The following is a 20,567-nucleotide window of genomic DNA, read 5'->3' as shown; positions in this document are numbered from 1 at the left end:
TAATTTTATATAATTTTAGTTAAAACTATAAGTAATACATATAACTAAAGGATATTATTATAGTACTGGATATATAACGATAAAATAGATTATTTAATTCCTATAATCTTGACATTAATTGAAAAGTAATATAAAATAAATACAAATACTGGTTTGCATATTTTAATTGCTACCAACTAAATAAATATAGCACCTTTTCTAGCTTTCATATTTACTCTTAAATAGATTTGAAATAAGCAAGGGAGGTGTTGATAATCGATGAATAATACTAAAGGTTTACTAATTTTTATAGTAGTTTGTGCTATTTTGATTGTTATTTCTGTAGTTGGTTTTGTTGTAGTTTATACTAGAAAAAATAAATCTCAAGCAAATATTTCCGAGGCTGAAAAAGAAGCTAAAAAAATTCTTGATGATAGCGCGAAAGAAGCTGAAACAAGAAAGAAAGAAGCTATTTTAGAGGCGAAGGAAGAAGTTCACAGACTTAGAACTGATTTAGAAAAAGAATCAAGAGAAAGACGTAATGAAGTTCAAAGGTTAGAAAGAAGAAATATCCAAAGAGAAGAATCTTTAGATAAAAAAGGTGATGTGTTAGAGAGAAAAGAAGAAAATCTTAATAAAAAGCAACAAGAAATTGAGACTGTAGAAACAAGTGTACAAGATTTATACACAAAACAAAGGGGAGAATTGGAAAGACTATCAGGATTAACATCTGATGAAGCAAAACAAGTATTGTTAGAAGAAATAAAGAAAGAAATTAAACACGATGCTGCAATTATGATAAAAGAAATTGAAACTAAAGCAAAAGAAGAAGCAGATAAAAGGGCAAGAGAAATTATTACTTATGCTATTCAAAGATGTGCGGCTGATCATGTTGCAGAAACAACAGTTCATGTGGTTTCTCTTCCAAATGATGAGATGAAGGGAAGAATAATAGGCAGAGAGGGTAGAAACATTCGAACGCTAGAAACACTTACGGGCGTAGATTTAATAATAGATGATACTCCTGAAGCAGTAATTCTTTCCGCATTTGATCCGATTAGACGAGAAGTTGCAAGAATTGCACTTGAGAAGCTAATAGTGGATGGAAGAATTCATCCTGCAAGGATTGAAGAAATGGTAGAAAAAGCTAAAAAAGAAGTTGATAGCGATATAAGAGAAGAGGGAGAACAAGCAACTTTCGAAACGGGAGTTCATGGTCTTCATTCAGAAATTATTAGGCTACTTGGAAGACTAAAATACAGAACTAGTTATGGTCAGAATGTATTAAAACATTCAATAGAAGTTTCATACTTAGCGGGACTTATGGCTTCAGAACTTGGAATTGACCCAACACTTGCTAAAAGATGTGGGTTACTTCATGATATAGGTAAGGCTGTGGATCATGAAGTTGAAGGACCGCATGCACTTATAGGTTCAGAAATCGCTAAAAAACATCATGAGTCGCCTATCGTAGTAAATGCTATTGCAGCGCATCATGGTGATGTTGAGTTACAATCTCTCGAGGCGATACTAGTTCAAGCGGCAGATGCTATATCAGCTGCAAGACCAGGTGCAAGAAGAGAAACTCTAGAAGCATACATTAAAAGATTAGAGAAACTAGAAGAAATTGCAAATTCTTATGAAGGTGTGGAGAAGTCATATGCTATCCAAGCTGGAAGAGAAGTCAGAATTATGATTAAACCAGATGTAATCGATGATGCTGGTGCTGTCGAAATGGCAAGAAATCTAGTTAAGAGAATTGAAAATGAACTTGAATATCCAGGGCAAATTAAGGTGAATGTTATTCGTGAAACACGAGCTATTGATTATGCGAAATAAAAACATATAATAACAAATCCTCTTGAAATCTAGAATATTTCTAAATCTTAAGAGGATTTTTTTGCGCAAAGTATTAACTATATGTTAAATGGTGAAACTTGTGAATAAAAATAATTTGTTCCATTTACATCATAAAAAAATAATGATATATTAATACAATACAAATTATATAGTTTATTTAAAGAAAGAAAATTGTGTTAATATAAAACATAGAATTAATATAGATATTGGGGGTAAAAAAATGATATTATCTAAAAAAGCTGGTAAAATATCAACATCTTTAACATTAGATATAACTGCAAAAGCAAAAAAAATGAAAGCTGATGGTATTGATGTAATAGGGTTTGGTGCTGGTGAACCTGATTTTAATACACCGAAGAATATTCGCGAAGCAGCTATAAAAGCAATAAACGAAGGAATGACAAAATATACGGCAGCGTCTGGTATTATTGAACTAAAACAGGCAATAATTAAAAAACTTAAGAAAGATAACAGTTTAAATTATATAACAGATCAAATTATAGTTTCAACTGGAGCAAAACAATGCTTAGCTAATGTTTTCCAAGCTATATTAAACCCAGGAGATGAAGTTATAATTGGAGCTCCATATTGGGTTAGTTATCCAGAATTAGTTAAACTTGCGGATGGGGTACCTGTTTTTGTCGAAACAGAGGAAAGTAATAAATTTAAGTTAACAATTACAAATCTTAATAGAGCGATAACTTCTAAATCTAAAGCAATAATATTAAATAGCCCAAATAATCCTACAGGAACAGTGTATTCAAGGGAAGAACTTATGAATATTGCTGAGTTTGCAAAAATAAATAACTTAATAATAATATCTGATGAGATTTATGAGAAACTACTATATGCAGCTAATGATCACATTAGTATAGCAAGCCTTTCAGAAGATGCTTATTTAAGAACTATAGTAATTAATGGTCTTTCTAAGGCTTATGCTATGACAGGATGGAGAGTAGGGTATGCAGCGGGTAGTAAAGAAATCATAGCATTAATGTCAAATATACAAAGTCATACCACTTCTAACCCAAATTCAATTGCTCAATATGCATCAGTTGAAGCTTTAAGCGGGGAACAGGATGATATGCACAGTATGATAGAACAATTTAAAATAAGAAGAAATTATATGGTGAAAAGAATAAATAGTATTAATAATTTATCTTGCATAGAACCTGAAGGTGCTTTTTATGTTATGGTGAATATAAGTAATATATTTAATAAATTAATCGATGGAAAAGTGATAAAGGATTCAATTTCTTTTTCAAAGCTTCTACTTGAAAAGGAAAAGGTTGCAGTTATACCGGGAATAGCATTCGGAGCAGAGAATTTTATTAGATTATCATATGCGACTTCCATGGAAAATATAAAGCAGGGACTTGATAGGATAGAAAGTTTTGTTAGTAATATTTAAAATTGATTTACATACTTATTAATGATATTATGATGGTATGGGCTAATATAAAGTGTTTTATATTAGTGCATACTAATAATAAGATATTGAGGTGAAGTAAATTGATAACAAAGGAAGTTATAGTTAATAATCCTAAAGGATTGCATGCTAGGCCAGCTACATTGTTAGTAAGAAAAGCAGCTTCTTTCAAGTCAGATATAGGTATAGAATTTATGGGAAAAAAAGCCAATATTAAAAGTTTGATAGGTATTTTATCATTAGGTGTTGGATCTAATGTAGCTGTAAACGTTATTGCAAATGGTGTTGATGAAAAATTAGCGTTAGAAGAAATAGTGAAATTAATCAACTCTTTAGAAGAATAATTAAAACCTATAAATTTTAAAAAGCTGCTAACGTACTGTTTGCAGCTTTTTAAAATTTATAGAAAAGTTAAAATATTAAAGGAGAATATTTATGCAAAATGAAATTATTGGATTTAATTACAAATCAGATCTAATGTTAGATAATGAAAATTTTATAAGATATTTTCTTGAGATTAAATCTAGAAAAAGTATCTATACATCTAAAAGTTATGAACGGGATATAAAAGACTTTTTCTGTGTGGGTTCTATTTCTGATATTAGCATAGATGATATTAAAAAAGTAAATATATTACATACACAAAATTTCATTATGAAATTGATGGATAAAAACATGTCATCTGCAACTATAAATAGGAAAGTATCATCATTAAGCGCTTTGTATAAGTGGTTATTAAAGTACCAAGATAATTCTACAGGTATTCATATAATAGAATATAATCCATTTGGAAATCTCAAGGAAGAAAAACCAGTGATAAATAATAAAGAAACTGAGTTTTTAACAAAAGAAGAATGTAAAATTCTATTAAGTAGTATAGATACATCCACTATATTAGGACATAGGAATAAAACAATATTAGTGCTTGCGTTAACTACTGCACTAAGAAAATCTGAAATTATAAATATTAAAATAAAACATATTACTACATACACTGGTTATAATGTAGTAAAGGTGAGAAGAAAAGGCGGTAAAGAAGATATAGTAAAACTACAACAAAATGTTCTTACCATGATTAATGAGTATATTAATTTGACTAAGAGAAATAAGGTAACTAGTGGCGAGGAATATTTATTTATTGGTCATTCCACCAATGGGAAAAATAATGAAAAGTTAAATGCAAGTACTTTAAATTATATGATAAAAAAGGTGTGTAAAAATGCAGGTATAGATAAAGATTTACGGGTTCATTCTACTAGACATACAGCAATAACACTCGCAATACTTGCAGGAGCTACGGTAGAAAAAGTTAGAGATTTTGCGGCACACAAAAATTTGGCAACTACTAATAGATATATTCATTCAGTAGAAAAATTGAAAAATAATGCTGGAGATCTAATAGATATATTTTAATTATTATAATGGAACTAAATATACCTACTAATAACCATGTATAAGCAGAAAAAACATTAGACTTCCATTTACATCTTTAACTTAGATTTTCACTTTAAAACAAGCGTAGATGCGTTTTAAATGTGCAATAGGAGTTAGGTATACATATAAAGGCTAAATTTTGTTATAATCATAAACTATAAACCATTTAAATGTAGAATTTCGTGCAATTTAATATAAATTGAAAAATTATAAGTATAAGAAAATAGGAGTAGAAGAAAATATGAAAATAGGATATGCATGTATACCATTAACAATAAATGAAAGAACATCAAGAGGACTTACACTAAAGAAATTTTCAAAAGACATTTTTTTAGATGTGGTAAAACAAAATATAATAGGGTTAAAAAAAATTTTAGAAAACAATGAGAAACTTAATATAAAACTATTTAGAATAAGCTCAGATATAGTTCCACTTGGAAGTCATAGTATTAATAAAATTGAATGGTACAATTATTTCAAAAATGAATTAAATGAAATAGGCGAATTTGTAAAGAATTGTGGTATGAGAGTTTCAATGCATCCAGGACAATATACAGTACTCAACGCTTTGAAAGATGATATTGTAGAAAATGCAATTAAAGATTTGGAATATCATAGTAAATTTTTAGATTCATTAGGTCTGAATTCAAGTAATAAAATAATACTTCATATAGGTGGAGGGTATGGCGATAAAAATGCAGCTGTGAACAGATTTATTGAGAATTTTAAAAGATTATCATCTTCTGTTAAAAATAGACTTGTAATTGAAAATGATGGAAAAATATTTAATATTGAAGATGTTCTTTATGTGAGCAGTAAAATCGGTATACCAGTTATATTCGATAACCTTCATCATGAGTGTAACTATCAAAAAGATGAGTCTATAAAAGAAATAATGAATAAAGTAATAAAAACATGGAAAGAGAAAGATGGTAATGTAAAAGTTCATTATAGTCAGCAAAATTTACAAAAACAGGTAGGAGCGCATTCAAATACTATAATGACGAAAGCATTTTTAGAATACTATGATGAAATAAAAGAGTTTAATCCTGATATTATGCTAGAGGTGAAAGATAAAGATGTTTCGGCTATAAAATGTAATCTCATAATTAATAACATAAATAATATAAATAAGAAATTGATTTCTACAATTATGGAAAAACAATGGGCAAAATACAAATATGTGTTGATGGAAAGAAATTATAAGTATTATAAGGAATGTAGCAAAATGGTAAAAGAAAAATGTAGTCTTAAGGAATTCTACGAGTATATTGATGAAGTAATAAACATTGATGTAGAAGATGGAAGCTTTATAAATACTGCAGAGCATGTTTGGGGGTATGTTAAAGATGATGTCACTGACAAAGAAAAAGTTCATTTTGCAAAACTTCTCTTGGATATGCAGCATAAGGAGAAGGCGAAGCTTTATTTAAGAAAACTATGTGATAGATATAATGCTGAATATATTCTTAATTCATATTATTTTTATTACTAAAAATTTTTATATTATTAAAAAGCATATAGTTACATATGCTTTTTTTAGTTAAGGGGTATAGTTTTGTTAAACTAAATTTATAACTTATAAGTAATCTATAAAGACCAAAATATAAAAAAGAACACATGTTTGTATAGAAACTATTTTTATTGTCAATAATCTTAAAATGTTATTTAATTACACAGTAAAAATAAAATTATATTAAGTGTCAATTAATTAGCTAATGCAAATTATTAAGAAAAGAGGAGATAATTAATGAATACTGTGTCAATCATTGGTAGATTAACAAGAGATTTGGAACTTAAAAGTTTTAATGAAGGAAAAGGGTTTTATACTAGATTTACATTGGCAATTAATAGGGTACAACATAAAGATATGAAAGCAGAAGCTGATTTTATCAATATTGTCGCATGGAGTGGTTTGGCAGAAACTTTATGTAAATATTTAAAAAAAGGGAGTCGAATTGCTATAACAGGGAGACTTTCAAGTAGTAGTTATGTAGATAAAGATGGAAATAAACGATATAGTACAGAAGTTGTAGCTGAGGATTTTAAATTTTTAGATAATAAGCAGCAAATTGTATAACTTACATAATATTATGACTGTGGTATAATTTATAAACAGTAATAATAAAAAGGTGAGGTGTTTTAATGAAAACTATAGTTGTAGCTGGAGGATGTTTTTGGGGTGTAGATGCTTATATGTCAAAAATAGACGGTATCGTTGAAACTAAGGTGGGGTATGCCAATGGTATAAAGAAGGACCCTACGTATGATCAAGTTTGCATGGGAAATACTGGTCATGCAGAAGCTTGCTTAATAAGTTATGATGAAAAGGTGGTATCACTCGAAAAAATATTAAATAAGTTTTGGGGGATAATAGATCCTACTGCTATTAACAGGCAAGGAGCTGATGTAGGTAGTCAGTACAGAAGTGGTATTTATTACTCTGATAAAAGTGATTTAGATATTATATTAAGCACAAAAGATAAAATTCAAAGTAAATATGATAAGGTTATAGTTACTCAGATACAACCTCTTTCTTGTTTTTATGATGCTGAAGATTATCACCAAAAATATCTACAGAAAAATCCGGGAGGATATTGTCATATTGATTTAAACGCCGATTAGTAAAAAACATAAAAACAAGGTTGTGTAAAATCTACACTCCCTTGTTTTTAATAGTTTTGTTTACTATTTATTGATAAATAAAATTTATAAATTTAAAGAGTCTTTGTACATTTTTAGTATATCTTCTTTTCCTACAGGGGTGGGATGATTTTTTAATTTATCTTTGTTTAATGCCATGCTTTGCGCATAGGAACATATATCTTTATAACTTACATTATCTATGCTTCCAAGCATATCATTTAAAAAATTACCGAGTTCATCTAAATTTTCTATAGTTAATAAATATAAAATTTTTCTGACTCTATGTTTATTTTCAGAAAATTGTAAATATGATTTTAAAAGCACTCCGTTTGCCTTTCCGTGTGGTATATTATGAAAATATGTAAGAGCATAACCCATTCCATGTGGAAGCGATGTGCCTGATTGTGCAATTACCATACCAGCTATGGTAGAGGCTAACATTAATTTTTCTCGAACAGCATAAGTAAAATCTTTTTCTTTTATCATATTTAAACATTCACCAAATAATTTCAAGCCTTTTTCAGCTAGTGCATCACTCATTGTATTTGATTTGGAAGATAAATAACCTTCTATTAAGTGAGATAATGCATCTATAGAAGTATTAAAAGTTATTTTATCTGGTAAAGACATTAAATATTTTACGTCTAACATGGCGTAATCAGGAAATACCTTTTGACATATGCCATGTTTTGTTTTTAGTTTATTATCTGTAAGAATAGCATATGGTGTTGTTTCAGTTCCTGTTCCAGCTGTTGTAGGTACTGCAATCACTGGTATAGATTTAAGGCTAGGACTATCAAATAAATTATGGATTGTAGTATTTGTGTTATTTATTAGCACACCAGCTGCTTTTGCAGAATCAATGGGAGATCCTCCACCAACACCTATAATAAAATTGGAATTTTGTGTTCTTCCAAGTTTTACAATTTTCTCTATAGTTTCTAAAGAGGGATTTTCTTCTACATCATTAAAAACCTCGTAGACAATGCCTTCTTTTTCTAATGCAGTAGTAACATCTTTTAATGAACCGTTTTTGATTGATGAGGTCTTGCCGGTTACAATCAAAGCTTTTTTTCCATAAGAAGAAAATAGATTACTGTTTTTTAATATTACTTCTTTATCTAATATTATTTTTGTTGGCATGTAGTAATTAATAAAATTCATTATATATCCTCCTTTTATAGTATTACATTCTCTATATATTATAACATTATGAACGTTAAAATATTTTATGATCTATATTTTATTTTTTTGTTTATTAGAATTAAATTATATTTTTATAGATTCATTTCCTTGGAAATATATTACAAGTATTATCGTCATCACAAAAGTAAAATGAAAAATGATTTATCAGCAATTGATTTTTTATTAATATACTTATATAATCCTTTATGAAGGCTTATTTATATATATTTCAATTTAAATTTTAAATCATGTTTTTTATTTAGTAACAGATTATAAAATTGACTTAAAATTATTTAACAAAAGAGTACATAAATAATTTTATAATAGAAAATTTATATTTATATAGTAACTAAAAATAAAATTAGGATGTGTTATAGTGGAAGAACGTTTGCAAAAATTTATGGCAAGATGTGGTGTTGCATCACGAAGAAAGTGTGAAGAAATAATTACTGCAGGTAGAGTAAAAGTAAATAGTTTGGTAGTTTCAGAGCTTGGAAATAAAATTGACCCTGAAAAAGATAGTGTAGAGGTAGATAATAAAATTATTAATATAGAAGAAAATAAAGTTTACATTGCATTAAATAAACCAGAAGGGATAGTATCTACTGTAAAAGATGAGAAAGGTAGAGAGACTATTTTAGATTTAGTAAAGACAAAAGAAAGAATATATCCTATAGGTCGTTTAGATTATGATACATGTGGATTAATTATTATGACTAATGATGGAGATATCTATAATAAGGTGATTCACCCAAGGCAGGCTATTAATAAAGTATATATGGCAATACTTGAAGGCTGCCCAAATGAGGAAGAAATAGCTACATTCTGTAATGGGGTGGATATTGATGGATATATTACCGCTAAGGCCGGTTTTGAAATTACTAAAAGAATCGGATTTAATTGTAGGGCTACAATTACAATACATGAGGGTAAGAACCGTCAAATTAGAAAAATGTGTGAGGTTATAGGTCATCCAGTTATTGCATTAAAGAGAATTTCTGTTGGTAATATTTTACTCGGAAATATGGAAAAGGGAGAATGGAGAAACTTAACTTTTGATGAAATAAATTATTTAAAGAATTTATAATTTAAGAATTCGTTATATTATGGATCTGAATAATAAAATATTATACAAATGAATAATTCGTTGAAAATATCTTCAAAAGATGATAAAATGAAATAAAAAATTCATTTTATCATCTTTTGAAATTTTTATTTCATTTATTTGGATTAATATAGGAAGGATTGAGTTGATTATGGTAGATAGCAAACAAGATTTGATGAGGACTATTCAAATTAAATTTTCACGTTTAAGTAAAGGTCAGAAATTAATAGCAGAATATATTCTAAAACACTACGATAAAGCAGCATTTATGACAGCAGCTAAATTGGGAACTAGTGTAGGGGTAAGTGAATCTACTGTTGTAAGATTTGCTAATGAATTAGGATTTAGTGGTTATCCTAAACTACAGAAAGCTCTTCAAGAATTAATTAAAAATAAATTAACTACTGTGCAAAGAATTGAATTATCAAATGATTTTATTACTCAGGAAAATGCATTAAAAGGTGTATTAAAAGCTGATATGGAAAATATTCGCGCTACACTTGAAAAAATTAATCATAAAACTTTTGAGGATATAGTTAATTCACTATTTGAAGCTAGAAAAATATACATAATTGGACTTAGAAGTTCGGCAGCGCTTGCAGAATTTTTAGCATTTCACTTAAATCTTATTTTAGATAATGTTAAGGTAGTTGCTTATGGTGTCAGCGATATATTTGAGCAGATGCTTTATGTTAATGAACAAGATATAGTTATTGGAATAGGGTTTCCTAGGTATACAACAAGAACAATTGAAGCATTAGCTTTTGCTAAAAGTAAGAATGCAAATGTTGTAGCAATTACAGATAGTTTATTATCTCCATTAGCTACTAGAGCAGATTACACATTAATAGCTCAAAGTAATATGGCATCATTTGTTGATTCTTTAGTAGCACCACTTAGTGTAATAAATGCATTAATTATTGCTGTGGGTTTACGAGAAAAAGAAAAAATTTCAAGAACATTTTCTACTTTAGAAGACATATGGGAAGAATATCAAGTTTATTCTTTTAAAGATAAGGATAGAGAATGAAAGATAAATTCTTAATCAAACGGTTTGAAGAGAATCCTTTCATTGGGATTCTCTTTTGAGGTTGTGTTTTACATATACAGAAAATGAGTTTAATTGTATTATAATAAATTTTAAATGTAAATATTATAAGGGAGTGATTGTGTGGCAAAAGTAATTATTATTGGAGGAGGACCAGCAGGCATGATGGCAGCTGTTACGGCTTCATCAAAACATGAGGTGGTTCTCATTGAAAAAAATGAAAGATTAGGAAGGAAACTTTATATAACAGGTAAGGGGAGATGCAATATTACAAATGCTAAGGATATTGGTGACTTTTTTGAAAATATACCATGTAATCCTAACTTTTTATATAGTTCTTTATACTCCTTTACGAATGAAGATACTATGAACTTTTTCAAAGAGCAAGGGGTTAACCTTAAAGTTGAAAGAGGGGATAGAGTATTTCCTGAGTCAGATAAATCTTCAGATATTATAAAAGCTTTTGATATTGAATTAAAGAATAAAAAGGTTGAAGTGTTATTAAATTCAAAAGTGAAAAGAATAGTTCGAGATAATCAGAAAGTTATTGGTGTTGAACTTGCTTCTGGAAATAATGTATATGGAGATTATATTATATTATGTACTGGTGGGTTATCATACCCACAAACTGGTTCATCAGGTGAAGGATTAACTTATGCTAAGGTTTTAGGACATAATATAATTAAACCTAAAGCATCACTTGTACCAATTGAGCTTGAGGAGGAGTGGATTAAGGATTTACAAGGACTTTCTCTAAAAAATGTAGAACTTAATATTACAAATAGTAAGAATAAGAGTATATATAAAGAGTTCGGAGAAATGATTTTTACTCATTATGGAATTTCTGGGCCTATTGTCTTAAGCGGAAGTTGTTATGTAAAAGAAGGAGAAAAATTAAAAGCTTTTATTAATCTAAAACCAGCATTGAGCGAAATTCAACTTGATAAACGAATTCAAAGCGATTTCTTAAAGTACGCAAATAAAGATTTTAAAAATTCATTAACTGATTTACTCCCTAGTAAACTTATTAATACAATTATTCAATTGTCCAATATTGATGAAGATAAAAAGGTGAATTCTGTTACTAAAGAGGAAAGAAAAATTTTAGTTAATTTACTTCAAAACTTACCGCTCACGATTAAGAGGCTTCGCCCAATTGATGAAGCAATTATAACTAGTGGTGGGGTAGACACTTTGCAAATAGATGCTTCTACAATGAAATCAAAACTAATAGATAATCTTTATTTTGCAGGCGAAATGATAGATGTAGATGCATATACAGGAGGTTATAATCTTCAAATAGCATTATCTACAGGATTTTTAGCTGGAAATAGTGTAGGGGTAGACTAATTATACTTAAAAGAGTGTTTTAATTGATGGAGGGTGAATTATAATGGAAATTTCTATTGCTATAGATGGACCTGCAGGTGCAGGAAAAAGTACAATAGCCAAAATGATAGGTAAGAAATTCAATCTAATGTATATTAACACAGGGTCAATGTATAGGGCAGTTACATTAAAAGCTATGGATGCAAATATATCAGAAAATAATGTTCACGATTTAGTTAAATTAGTGGGATCTTTAGAAATGCATTTTGTAGAGGATAGTTTATATGTTAATAATGAAGATTTAACAAATATGATAAATATGCCAAATATAAGTAACAATGTCTCAAAATATGCAGCTGTTCCTGAAATTAGAGAAATTCTTGTTAAGTTACAAAAAGACATAGCAAAAAAGTTTAATGTTATTATGGATGGACGCGATATTGGTACAGTTGTATTAAAAGAGGCTCCTTTTAAATTTTATTTAACTGCTAGTAGTGAAGAAAGAGCGAAAAGAAGATATGAGGAATTAATGTCAAAAGGTATAAAAGTTGATTACAATACTATTTTAAATGATATTATTAAAAGAGATTTTATTGATACCCATAGAGAGGTTAATCCACTTACAAAAGCGTCAGACGCTGTAGAAATAGATTCTTCTGATTTAGACATTGATGGAGTAGTAAACGTAATAGTATCTTATATTAATTCAAATATTTAAAAATACTTTATTTATTGAGGTGAAAAAATGAAAGAAATAACACTTGCAGATTCAGCTGGTTTTTGTTTTGGAGTTAAACGGGCAGTGGACAAGGCTTTAGAAATAAAGGGGAAATATGACAAAAAAATATATACACTTGGACCACTTATACATAATAATGATGTTGTAAACTTTTTAAAAGAAAATTTAATATATCCAATAGAACTTGAAGACATTACAAGTTTAGAGGATAATGACACAATTATTATAAGATCCCATGGTGTATCTGAAGAAACATTAAATATTTTAAAGAAAACTAATCTTAATATAGTAGATGCGACATGTCCTTATGTAGAAAACATTCATAAGAAGGTAAAAAAATATTATGATTTAGGATATCATATAATTATTGTAGGAGATAAAAATCATCCTGAAGTTATTGGAATTAATGGATGGTGTAACGACTGTGCAGTAATACTTAAAAGTGGTATTGATATTGAAACTACCGCAAATAAAGTATGCGTGGTAGCTCAAACAACCGAAAGACAATCTACTTGGGAACATGTATTAACTAAAATTATAAAGGTTAGTAAGGAGATAGTTGCATTTAATACTATTTGTAGTGCAACAGAAGTGCGCCAAAAATCTGCAGAAGAACTTTCAAAGAATGTTGATGCAATGGTTGTTATTGGTGGATTTAACAGTTCAAATACTACAAAGCTTTATGAAATATGCAAACAAAATTGTGAAAATACAATTCATGTAGAAAACATATTAGATATATCAGATGAATTTATAAAAGATGAAAATGTTAAGAAAATAGGGGTAACAGCAGGGGCATCAACACCGGATTGGATTATTAAAGAAGCTATCTCAAAAATGAATTAGAAGAAACGTGTAGCATAAAATTATGTATACACGTTTCTTTACGATTTGTAGCCCGAAATAAGTTATTCATAAAGGTCTTAGAAAATGTGCATCTATTTTTAGAAATTACAGAATACTAAATTAAAAATAATAATATAATTTAATAGTACTAATGTAGGGAGACAAAAATATAAACTTATTAAAAAATAAAAATTAATGGAGTAAAGCTAAATGTATAAGTCGATAGGTCTAACTTTAAAAAACATTGATAATTTTCGTGAAATCAATAAATTTAATACTAACTTTAGTTTATCAAATAAAGATTTTTTTGCTCTGTATGATAACAGTAATATTATTCAAAAATTATTTATGAGAAAGAATGTAAATCTACTAATAGAAGACAATAATTATATAGGATATATATGGTTTGAGAAGCAAAATAAATATCATAGCTGCATAAACTCAATGAACGTAATAAAAAATGGTGATTTGATTTATTTTTATAAAAATTTAATTGGATCAGTTATAAATAATAGTTTACTAACTTATGAATGCGAAGACAACAAAGTAAGTATTGATATTTTAAGTAAGTTAGGATTTAGCAGGACTAAAGGATTTCGGGAACTCGAAAAACAGTGCTCTGAACATTTTAATACCTTTGTGACCAGTGAAATTACTTTTTCTATAGTAAAAAGAAATAAAGATGAAAAATTACGTTGTTTATTACAAAATGAAATATTTAAAAATGATGACAGAATTCCAATAGATATAGAAGATATATATTATGATGAGGAACAAGACTATTATTTTGACAAAGGTGCAATATTCATTAAATGCAATAATGAACCTATTGGTTATGGTCAGATTATAGTTGAAGAGAAATCATCTATAATAGTAAATTTCGGTATAATAGGGAAATATAGAAGTTTAGGATATGGGAAAGTACTTTTAGAATATTTGCTAAATATAGCTATGGATAACAATTTTTCTAAAGTGTCACTTCGTGTTGATGCAGATAATATTGTTGCATTCAACTTATATAGCTCTATAGGGTTTAGGATTAAAAAAGAATTTTATACATGGCAAAAACTAAAACTTAAAAATACGAAAGTGGATAGATGATGTACATCTATCCACTTTCGTATTCTTAATTATTTAATTCAACATATTTCTTGATTGCTATACCCAGAATCTCCATAGCATCTTTTAGTGCGGTAGTATTTAAACAATATGATAATCTAATTTCGTTTATTCCAAGTCCCTTCGTTGCATAGAAACCTTGCGCAGGTGCAACCATAACAGTCTTATTATTATAATTAAAATCTGTTAATAACCATTTAGCAAAATCTTCAGCACTTTTTACAGGAAGCTTGGCCACTATATAAAATGCTCCAGTTGGTTTCTCACACACGACACCTGGTATTTTTAATAAGTATTTGTATAAAATATTTCTTCTTTCCTCATATTCTTTTTTTACCTCTGTAAAATATGATTTAGGAGTGTTAATTAGGTTTGCAGCAGCTACTTGTTCTATAACAGGTACGCATAATCTAGATTGACCTAATTTAATCATCTGGGCCATAAGATGTTTGTGCTTTGATGCAACTAAGCCAATTCTAGCACCACAGGCACTGTAACGCTTAGATATACTATCAATCAATATTATTTTATCCTCGATATCTTTCATGTATAAAGCAGAAGTATATTTTAAATCATCATAAACAAATTCTCTATATACTTCATCAGATATTAAAAAAATATCATTTTCTTTAACAATATCTGCAAGCATTCTTATTTCGGCCTGAGTATATACTACTCCTGTAGGATTTCCAGGATTTGATACCATTATTGCTCTAGTTTTCTTTGTAATCTTGCTTGTAATCTCATCTTTGCTAGGTAAATGAAAACCGTCTTCAGCTTTGGTGATAAATGGAATGACTTTAACTGAAGCTAAATCGGCAAGCCCATTGTAATTTGTATAAAATGGTTCAGGAATTATAATTTCGTCACCTGGGTCACAAATAGCCATAAAAGCGAAAAGAATGGCTTCAGAACCTCCATTAGTTACTAGTATTTCACTTTTAGAGAGTTTTATATTCCACTCGAGATAATACTTTATAAAACTTTCAATTAATGGATCCATTCCTTGGGAATTTTCATACTTGAGCACTTTGTCTGTAAAGTTATTGATTCCTTCCATAAATGTAGATGGAGTGTGTATATCAGGTTGACCTATGTTAAGATGATATACACTTACTCCTCTTTTTTTTGCATCTTCCGCAAAAGGTGCTAGTTTACGAATTGTTGAAAATTGCATTGATTCCAATCTATTAGATAAATTCATAATATTTCCCCCCATCCCAAATTAAAAAACTAACTAAACTCTTTTACAATGATTTCGACAGGAGAAGAGGATGCTTTTATATTTATCATATTGTTGTTATGATTACACATACAAAAATAACTTCTATCTCCTATACAATTAAACTGCATATGTCTATCCTTAATGTTTTCATTCTTTTTTGCATCATACATATTAAATCACCCCTTTTAGGTAGGTTATCCTAAAAGCTGAAATTTATTAAGAAAAAAAACAAGTAATAGAGACATTTACATAATTAAAAACACGTAATAACATGCATATTATTTGATATATTATAACACATAATTATCAATTAATATTCTATTCTGATTTAATCATATATTTAAAGCAAAATAAATTTATGATTAATTATATCCAATTAGTAAAAATGACTTTAAAAAAGTTTATAAATTATATATAATGATAGATAGTGATATTTTTTTATAAAGGAGAATGAACTAATGAATGAAACAATTAAATACTATATAGAAACATGGGGATGTCAAATGAATGAGGAAGATTCAGAAAAATTATCCGGTATGCTAATACCAGCGGGGTATAAAAAAACATTGGATAAGGGATCTGCTGATATAATTATATTTAATACTTGTTGTGTTAGAGAGAACGCAGAACAAAAGGTTGATGGAAATATTGGGGCTTTAAAAACAATGAAAAAAGAGAATCCAAAGCTTGTAATTGCAGTTATTGGATGTATGATGCAGCAAGATGGTATGGCAAAACATATAATTACTAAATTCCCATTTGTAGATATTATTATTGGAACTCATAATGCATATAAATTTCCAGAGTATTTAAAAAGAATACAGAGCGGAGAATCATCTATTGTTGAAATTTGGGACAAGGAAGAAAATATTATAGAAGGAATTCCAATAGAAAGGGAAAATACTTTAAAAGGTTTTGTTACAATCATGTATGGTTGCAACAATTTTTGTACTTATTGCATAGTGCCTTATGTAAGAGGACGCGAACGTAGTCGAAATCCCGAAGATATCATTAATGAAATAACAGCTATGGTTGGACAAGGGTATAAAGAAATAACCTTACTTGGTCAAAATGTTAACTCTTATGGAAAGGGATTAACTCCTGAAATAAATTTTGCTCAGTTACTTCGTAAAATTAATAAAATTGAAAATTTGGAGAGATTAAGATTTATGACGTCTCACCCAAAGGATTTATCTAATGAAGTAATAGAAGTTATTGCAGAAAGTGATAAGATTTGTGAACATGTTCATTTACCAGTACAATCAGGCTCATCTAATCTTCTAAATAAAATGAATAGACATTATGATAGAGAGCAATATTTGGAGTTAGTAAAAAACATTAGAAATACAATACCTAATGTAGGAATAACTACTGATATAATAGTTGGATTTCCAGGAGAAACCGAGGAAGATTTTGCAGAGACTCTAAGCTTAATGGAAGAGGTTAAATTTAATTTAGCGTTTACTTACCTTTACTCTAAAAGAAAGGGAACACCAGCAGATGAAATGCTAGATCAAGTACCAGAGGACGTTAAGCATGAGAGGTTTAATAGATTAGTAGAAGTTGTTAATAGAAATTGTGCAGAAAAAAACAAAGCATGCGTAGGGAAAATTGTAGAGGTACTAGTCGAGGGTTATAGTAAAAAAGATGAAAGTAAATTGACTGGTAGAACTAGAAATGGGAAAGTAGTGAACTTCGAGGGAAATGGCAATGTTGCCGGCGATCTTGTATCAGTGTTAATAACAGATTCACATTCTTTTTCACTTTTTGGTGAAGAAATATAAACTAATAAATAAATTATAGTAACTAATTTAATATCTGTGATTATTTAGAAAGATTTAATTATTTGCATAAGGCAATTTTTATAATCACAGAGAAAAGCAAAGGGGAATGGCAATGGCATTAACTCCAATGATGATACAATATTTTGAAGTAAAGGAAACATGTAAGGATTGCATTTTATTTTTTAGGTTAGGTGATTTTTATGAAATGTTTTTTGATGATGCACAGCTTGCAGCAAAAGAACTCGAACTTGTGCTTACAGGGCGTGATTGTGGGCTTGAAAAAAGAGCACCTATGTGCGGAATACCACATCATGCAGCAAATATATATGTAGGAAGGCTAATTGCAAAAGGATATAAGGTTGCTATATGCGAACAAGTAGAAGACCCAGCGCTCGCTAAGGGGATCGTTAAAAGAGAAGTAATTAAAATAATCACTCCAGGAACTTACACTGATTCTGGGTTTTTAGAAGAAACTAAAAATAATTATATTATGAGCATATACATTAATAAAGAGACTGATTTTTGTGGTTTATGTTTTTGTGATGTATCAACAGGTGAATTTACTTGTACTGAGACGAAACTTAACATTGTTACCATATTAGATGAAATTTCAAAGTTTACACCAAAAGAAATTATTGTCTCAGAGGATATAGCTGATGAAATACTAAATGTTATAAAAGAAAGATTTAACGTGTCTTATTCTGCATACCCAAATGACTTTTTTATTATTAAAAATGATAAGATAATAAAAAATCAATTTCATAATTATAGTGAGAAAACTTTCTCACAAACTTTACTAAGTAGTATTTCAGGGTTACTTAGCTATATTATAGATACACAAAAAAAATCGCTTTCTCATATAGATACTTTAGAATATTATGATATTTTAGATTATGTAAGTTTAGATGTAAATTCTAGGAGAAACTTAGAGCTAACAGAAACTTTAAGAGATAAAACTAAGAAAGGTTCTTTATTATGGGTATTAGATAGAACTAATACTGCGATGGGAGCTAGAAGACTACGCAAGTGGCTGGATCAACCTTTAATAAACAAAAAGATGATAGATGAAAGATTAGAGGCTGTAGAAGAAATTAAGAATAATACAACGACCCATGAAGATTTAAAAGATGTACTTGTTGATATATATGATATAGAAAGGTTAGTTGGGAAAATTTCTTCGAAAAACGTCAATGCCAAAGAACTTATTTCTCTAAAAAACTCTATAGAAAAAATACCAAAAGTAAAATCAATTATATCAGTGTTAAATAGTAAATTAATGAATAAGATATATTTAGAATTGGATGATTTGCAAGATATACATAACATATTAGAGAAGTCTATTATAAACAGCCCAGCTATTTCCATTAAAGAAGGAAATATTATCAAGGAAGGTTTTAATGGCGAAATAGATGAGTTAAGGCTTGCTAAGGCTCATGGTAAGGAATGGATTGCTACCTTAGAAAGTGATGAAAAAAGAATAACTGGAATAAAATCACTAAAAGTTGGGTACAACAGAGTGTTTGGTTATTATATTGAAGTAACTAAATTAAATATTCCATCTATTCCAGAGGGTAGATATATAAGAAAACAAACCTTATCTAATGCAGAAAGATATATTACGCCTGAACTTAAGGAAATGGAAGATAAGATTCTTGGTGCACAAGATAAGCTAGTAAATATAGAATATGAGATATTTACAGGTATACGAGAAGAAATTGAAAAACATATAGAAAGAATGAAAAACACAGCGAAGCTAATATCAGAAATAGATTGTTTAAGTTCACTTGCTTCAATCGCTCTAGAAAACAATTATACCAGGCCTAAGATAAATAAAAAGGGGATTTTAAACATAATCGGCGGAAGACACCCTGTAGTTGAGAAAATGATGCCTACGAATACTTTTATTGAGAATGATACATATATGGATGAAAAGGATAACCAATTATTATTAATAACAGGGCCTAATATGGCAGGTAAATCTACATATATGCGTCAAGTAGCCTTAATAACTATAATGGCTCAAATGGGAAGTTTTGTTCCTTGTGCGTCTGCAGACATACCAATCTGTGATAAAATCTTTACAAGAATAGGAGCATCTGACGATCTTGCTGCAGGCAAAAGTACCTTTATGGTAGAAATGTGGGAAGTATCAAATATATTAAAAAATGCAACCAATAAAAGCTTAGTTTTACTTGATGAGGTAGGCAGAGGTACAAGTACTTATGATGGTCTAAGTATAGCTTGGTCAGTAATTGAGTACATTTGTAAAAATACTAATTTAAGGAGTAAAACTTTATTTGCAACGCATTATCACGAGTTAACAAAACTAGAAGGAATAATTAAGGGTGTTAAAAATTATTCTGTAGCCGTGAAGAAAATTGAAAATGAAATTGTATTTTTAAGGAAGATTGTACCTGGAGGAGCTGATGAGTCCTATGGTATTGAGGTAGCTAAACTTGCAGGATTACCAAAAGGTGTAATAAATAGAGCGAACGAGATCCTAACTTCACTAGAAAAAAACAATGCTAGTACGGAAATTAACTTTATTAACAAGAAACCTGAAAAAATGGATAAATCTATTAAGTCAAGCGGCAAAGTTAATGAAGAAAATATTGTGCAGAAAGAATCAGCTGTAACTTATGAAGCTGATATAGTGCAAGATGAGGTTACTCAAATAAGCTTTACAGATATAGAAAAAGATAATATATTAAAAGAAATTAAAAATATAAATATTCTTAATCTAACACCTATGGATGGTTTTAATAAGTTATATGAATTAGTTAACAGGGCAAAGTTGTTATCATGATTTCTGAGTTATTATAAGAGTAGCAAAGGATGT

At 28.9% G+C, this 20,567-nt stretch carries 17 protein-coding genes and 1 pseudogene; 15 read left to right on the top strand and 3 right to left on the bottom strand.

Going from position 1 to position 20,567, the window contains the following annotated elements:
* Nucleotides 1-258 precede the first annotated feature (258 nt).
* The 7 genes from rny (at nt 259) to msrA (ending at nt 7,327) form a co-directional block, all read left to right on the top strand.
* The gene (gene rny / locus A7L45_RS13095) at nt 259-1,818 is read left to right on the top strand and encodes a ribonuclease Y (RefSeq protein ID WP_071613193.1); all 1,560 of its coding nucleotides are present in this window, start codon (nt 259-261) and stop codon (nt 1,816-1,818) included.
* Between the two features lie 241 nt (nt 1,819-2,059).
* Nucleotides 2,060-3,250, top strand: coding sequence for a pyridoxal phosphate-dependent aminotransferase (locus tag A7L45_RS13090; RefSeq protein ID WP_071613192.1), 1,191 nt, complete (start codon nt 2,060-2,062; stop codon nt 3,248-3,250).
* A gap of 101 nt (nt 3,251-3,351) precedes the next feature.
* Nucleotides 3,352-3,612, top strand: a complete 261-nt coding sequence (locus A7L45_RS13085; protein ID WP_071613191.1) for an HPr family phosphocarrier protein — start codon at nt 3,352-3,354, stop codon at nt 3,610-3,612.
* A gap of 91 nt (nt 3,613-3,703) precedes the next feature.
* Nucleotides 3,704-4,681, top strand: a complete 978-nt coding sequence (locus A7L45_RS13080) for a tyrosine-type recombinase/integrase (RefSeq protein ID WP_084647462.1) — start codon at nt 3,704-3,706, stop codon at nt 4,679-4,681.
* A 220-nt stretch (nt 4,682-4,901) separates the two neighbouring features.
* On the top strand, nt 4,902-6,197 hold the full coding sequence (uvsE, locus tag A7L45_RS13075; protein WP_224616930.1) for a UV DNA damage repair endonuclease UvsE: 1,296 nt from the start codon (nt 4,902-4,904) through the stop codon (nt 6,195-6,197).
* 255 nt (nt 6,198-6,452) lie between these two features.
* A complete protein-coding gene (locus A7L45_RS13070; RefSeq protein ID WP_071613189.1) occupies nt 6,453-6,782 on the top strand; it encodes a single-stranded DNA-binding protein in 330 nt (109 codons plus the stop codon).
* A 65-nt stretch (nt 6,783-6,847) separates the two neighbouring features.
* Nucleotides 6,848-7,327 carry a peptide-methionine (S)-S-oxide reductase MsrA gene (gene msrA / locus A7L45_RS13065; RefSeq protein WP_071613188.1) on the top strand — a complete coding sequence of 160 codons (480 nt, stop codon included), beginning with the start codon at nt 6,848-6,850 and terminating at the stop codon, nt 7,325-7,327.
* Nucleotides 7,328-7,411: 84 nt separating this feature from the next.
* On the opposite strand, the gene A7L45_RS13060 is transcribed toward msrA, so the two are convergent.
* Nucleotides 7,412-8,512, bottom strand: coding sequence for an iron-containing alcohol dehydrogenase family protein (locus A7L45_RS13060; RefSeq protein WP_071613187.1), 1,101 nt, complete (start codon nt 8,510-8,512; stop codon nt 7,412-7,414).
* A 397-nt stretch (nt 8,513-8,909) separates the two neighbouring features.
* Between A7L45_RS13060 and A7L45_RS13055 the strand changes: the two genes are divergently transcribed.
* The 6 genes and pseudogenes from A7L45_RS13055 (at nt 8,910) to A7L45_RS13030 (ending at nt 14,701) form a co-directional block, all read left to right on the top strand.
* The gene (locus A7L45_RS13055) at nt 8,910-9,620 is read left to right on the top strand and encodes a pseudouridine synthase (protein ID WP_071613186.1); all 711 of its coding nucleotides are present in this window, start codon (nt 8,910-8,912) and stop codon (nt 9,618-9,620) included.
* 169 nt (nt 9,621-9,789) lie between these two features.
* Entirely contained in the window at nt 9,790-10,668 is an 879-nt protein-coding gene (locus A7L45_RS13050) for a MurR/RpiR family transcriptional regulator (protein ID WP_071614974.1), read from the top strand.
* 141 nt (nt 10,669-10,809) lie between these two features.
* Entirely contained in the window at nt 10,810-12,036 is a 1,227-nt protein-coding gene (locus tag A7L45_RS13045) for a BaiN/RdsA family NAD(P)/FAD-dependent oxidoreductase (RefSeq protein ID WP_071613185.1), read from the top strand.
* Between the two features lie 43 nt (nt 12,037-12,079).
* Entirely contained in the window at nt 12,080-12,733 is a 654-nt protein-coding gene (cmk, locus tag A7L45_RS13040) for a (d)CMP kinase (RefSeq protein WP_071613184.1), read from the top strand.
* A 27-nt stretch (nt 12,734-12,760) separates the two neighbouring features.
* Nucleotides 12,761-13,597: pseudogene (locus A7L45_RS13035) on the top strand (4-hydroxy-3-methylbut-2-enyl diphosphate reductase); the annotation flags it as partial.
* Between the two features lie 213 nt (nt 13,598-13,810).
* A complete protein-coding gene (locus tag A7L45_RS13030; protein ID WP_071613182.1) occupies nt 13,811-14,701 on the top strand; it encodes a GNAT family N-acetyltransferase in 891 nt (296 codons plus the stop codon).
* 25 nt (nt 14,702-14,726) lie between these two features.
* Here the strand turns inward: A7L45_RS13030 and A7L45_RS13025 are convergent, their stop codons facing one another.
* On the bottom strand, nt 14,727-15,923 hold the full coding sequence (locus A7L45_RS13025) for a pyridoxal phosphate-dependent aminotransferase (protein ID WP_071613181.1): 1,197 nt from the start codon (nt 15,921-15,923) through the stop codon (nt 14,727-14,729).
* A gap of 29 nt (nt 15,924-15,952) precedes the next feature.
* Nucleotides 15,953-16,114, bottom strand: a complete 162-nt coding sequence (locus A7L45_RS23250) for a hypothetical protein (RefSeq protein ID WP_153882472.1) — start codon at nt 16,112-16,114, stop codon at nt 15,953-15,955.
* Nucleotides 16,115-16,402: 288 nt separating this feature from the next.
* On the opposite strand from A7L45_RS23250, the gene miaB reads away from it, so the two are divergent.
* Together miaB and mutS are read left to right on the top strand one after the other, a co-directional pair.
* Nucleotides 16,403-17,728, top strand: a complete 1,326-nt coding sequence (gene miaB / locus A7L45_RS13020; RefSeq protein WP_071613180.1) for a tRNA (N6-isopentenyl adenosine(37)-C2)-methylthiotransferase MiaB — start codon at nt 16,403-16,405, stop codon at nt 17,726-17,728.
* A gap of 112 nt (nt 17,729-17,840) precedes the next feature.
* On the top strand, nt 17,841-20,534 hold the full coding sequence (gene mutS / locus A7L45_RS13015; RefSeq protein ID WP_076605252.1) for a DNA mismatch repair protein MutS: 2,694 nt from the start codon (nt 17,841-17,843) through the stop codon (nt 20,532-20,534).
* Nucleotides 20,535-20,567: the final 33 nt, after the last annotated feature.

It is taken from the genome of Clostridium estertheticum subsp. estertheticum (assembly GCF_001877035.1).
Taxonomy (GTDB): domain Bacteria; phylum Bacillota; class Clostridia; order Clostridiales; family Clostridiaceae; genus Clostridium_AD; species Clostridium_AD estertheticum.
This window is presented reverse-complemented; position numbering and strand designations above follow the sequence as displayed.

Excerpts from the sequence above, each read along its gene's own strand:
- rny (WP_071613193.1), top strand. The coding sequence starts at position 259 with ATGAATAATACTAAAGGTTTACTAATTTTTATAGTAGTTTGTGCTATT.
- A7L45_RS13090 (WP_071613192.1), top strand. The coding sequence starts at position 2,060 with ATGATATTATCTAAAAAAGCTGGTAAAATATCAACATCTTTAACATTA.
- A7L45_RS13080 (WP_084647462.1), top strand. The coding sequence starts at position 3,704 with ATGCAAAATGAAATTATTGGATTTAATTACAAATCAGATCTAATGTTA.
- A7L45_RS13070 (WP_071613189.1), top strand. The coding sequence starts at position 6,453 with ATGAATACTGTGTCAATCATTGGTAGATTAACAAGAGATTTGGAACTT.
- msrA (WP_071613188.1), top strand. The coding sequence starts at position 6,848 with ATGAAAACTATAGTTGTAGCTGGAGGATGTTTTTGGGGTGTAGATGCT.
- A7L45_RS13060 (WP_071613187.1), bottom strand. The coding sequence starts at position 8,512 with ATGAATTTTATTAATTACTACATGCCAACAAAAATAATATTAGATAAA.
- A7L45_RS13050 (WP_071614974.1), top strand. The coding sequence starts at position 9,790 with ATGGTAGATAGCAAACAAGATTTGATGAGGACTATTCAAATTAAATTT.
- cmk (WP_071613184.1), top strand. The coding sequence starts at position 12,080 with ATGGAAATTTCTATTGCTATAGATGGACCTGCAGGTGCAGGAAAAAGT.
- A7L45_RS13030 (WP_071613182.1), top strand. The coding sequence starts at position 13,811 with ATGTATAAGTCGATAGGTCTAACTTTAAAAAACATTGATAATTTTCGT.
- A7L45_RS13025 (WP_071613181.1), bottom strand. The coding sequence starts at position 15,923 with ATGAATTTATCTAATAGATTGGAATCAATGCAATTTTCAACAATTCGT.
- A7L45_RS23250 (WP_153882472.1), bottom strand. The coding sequence starts at position 16,114 with ATGTATGATGCAAAAAAGAATGAAAACATTAAGGATAGACATATGCAG.
- miaB (WP_071613180.1), top strand. The coding sequence starts at position 16,403 with ATGAATGAAACAATTAAATACTATATAGAAACATGGGGATGTCAAATG.
- mutS (WP_076605252.1), top strand. The coding sequence starts at position 17,841 with ATGGCATTAACTCCAATGATGATACAATATTTTGAAGTAAAGGAAACA.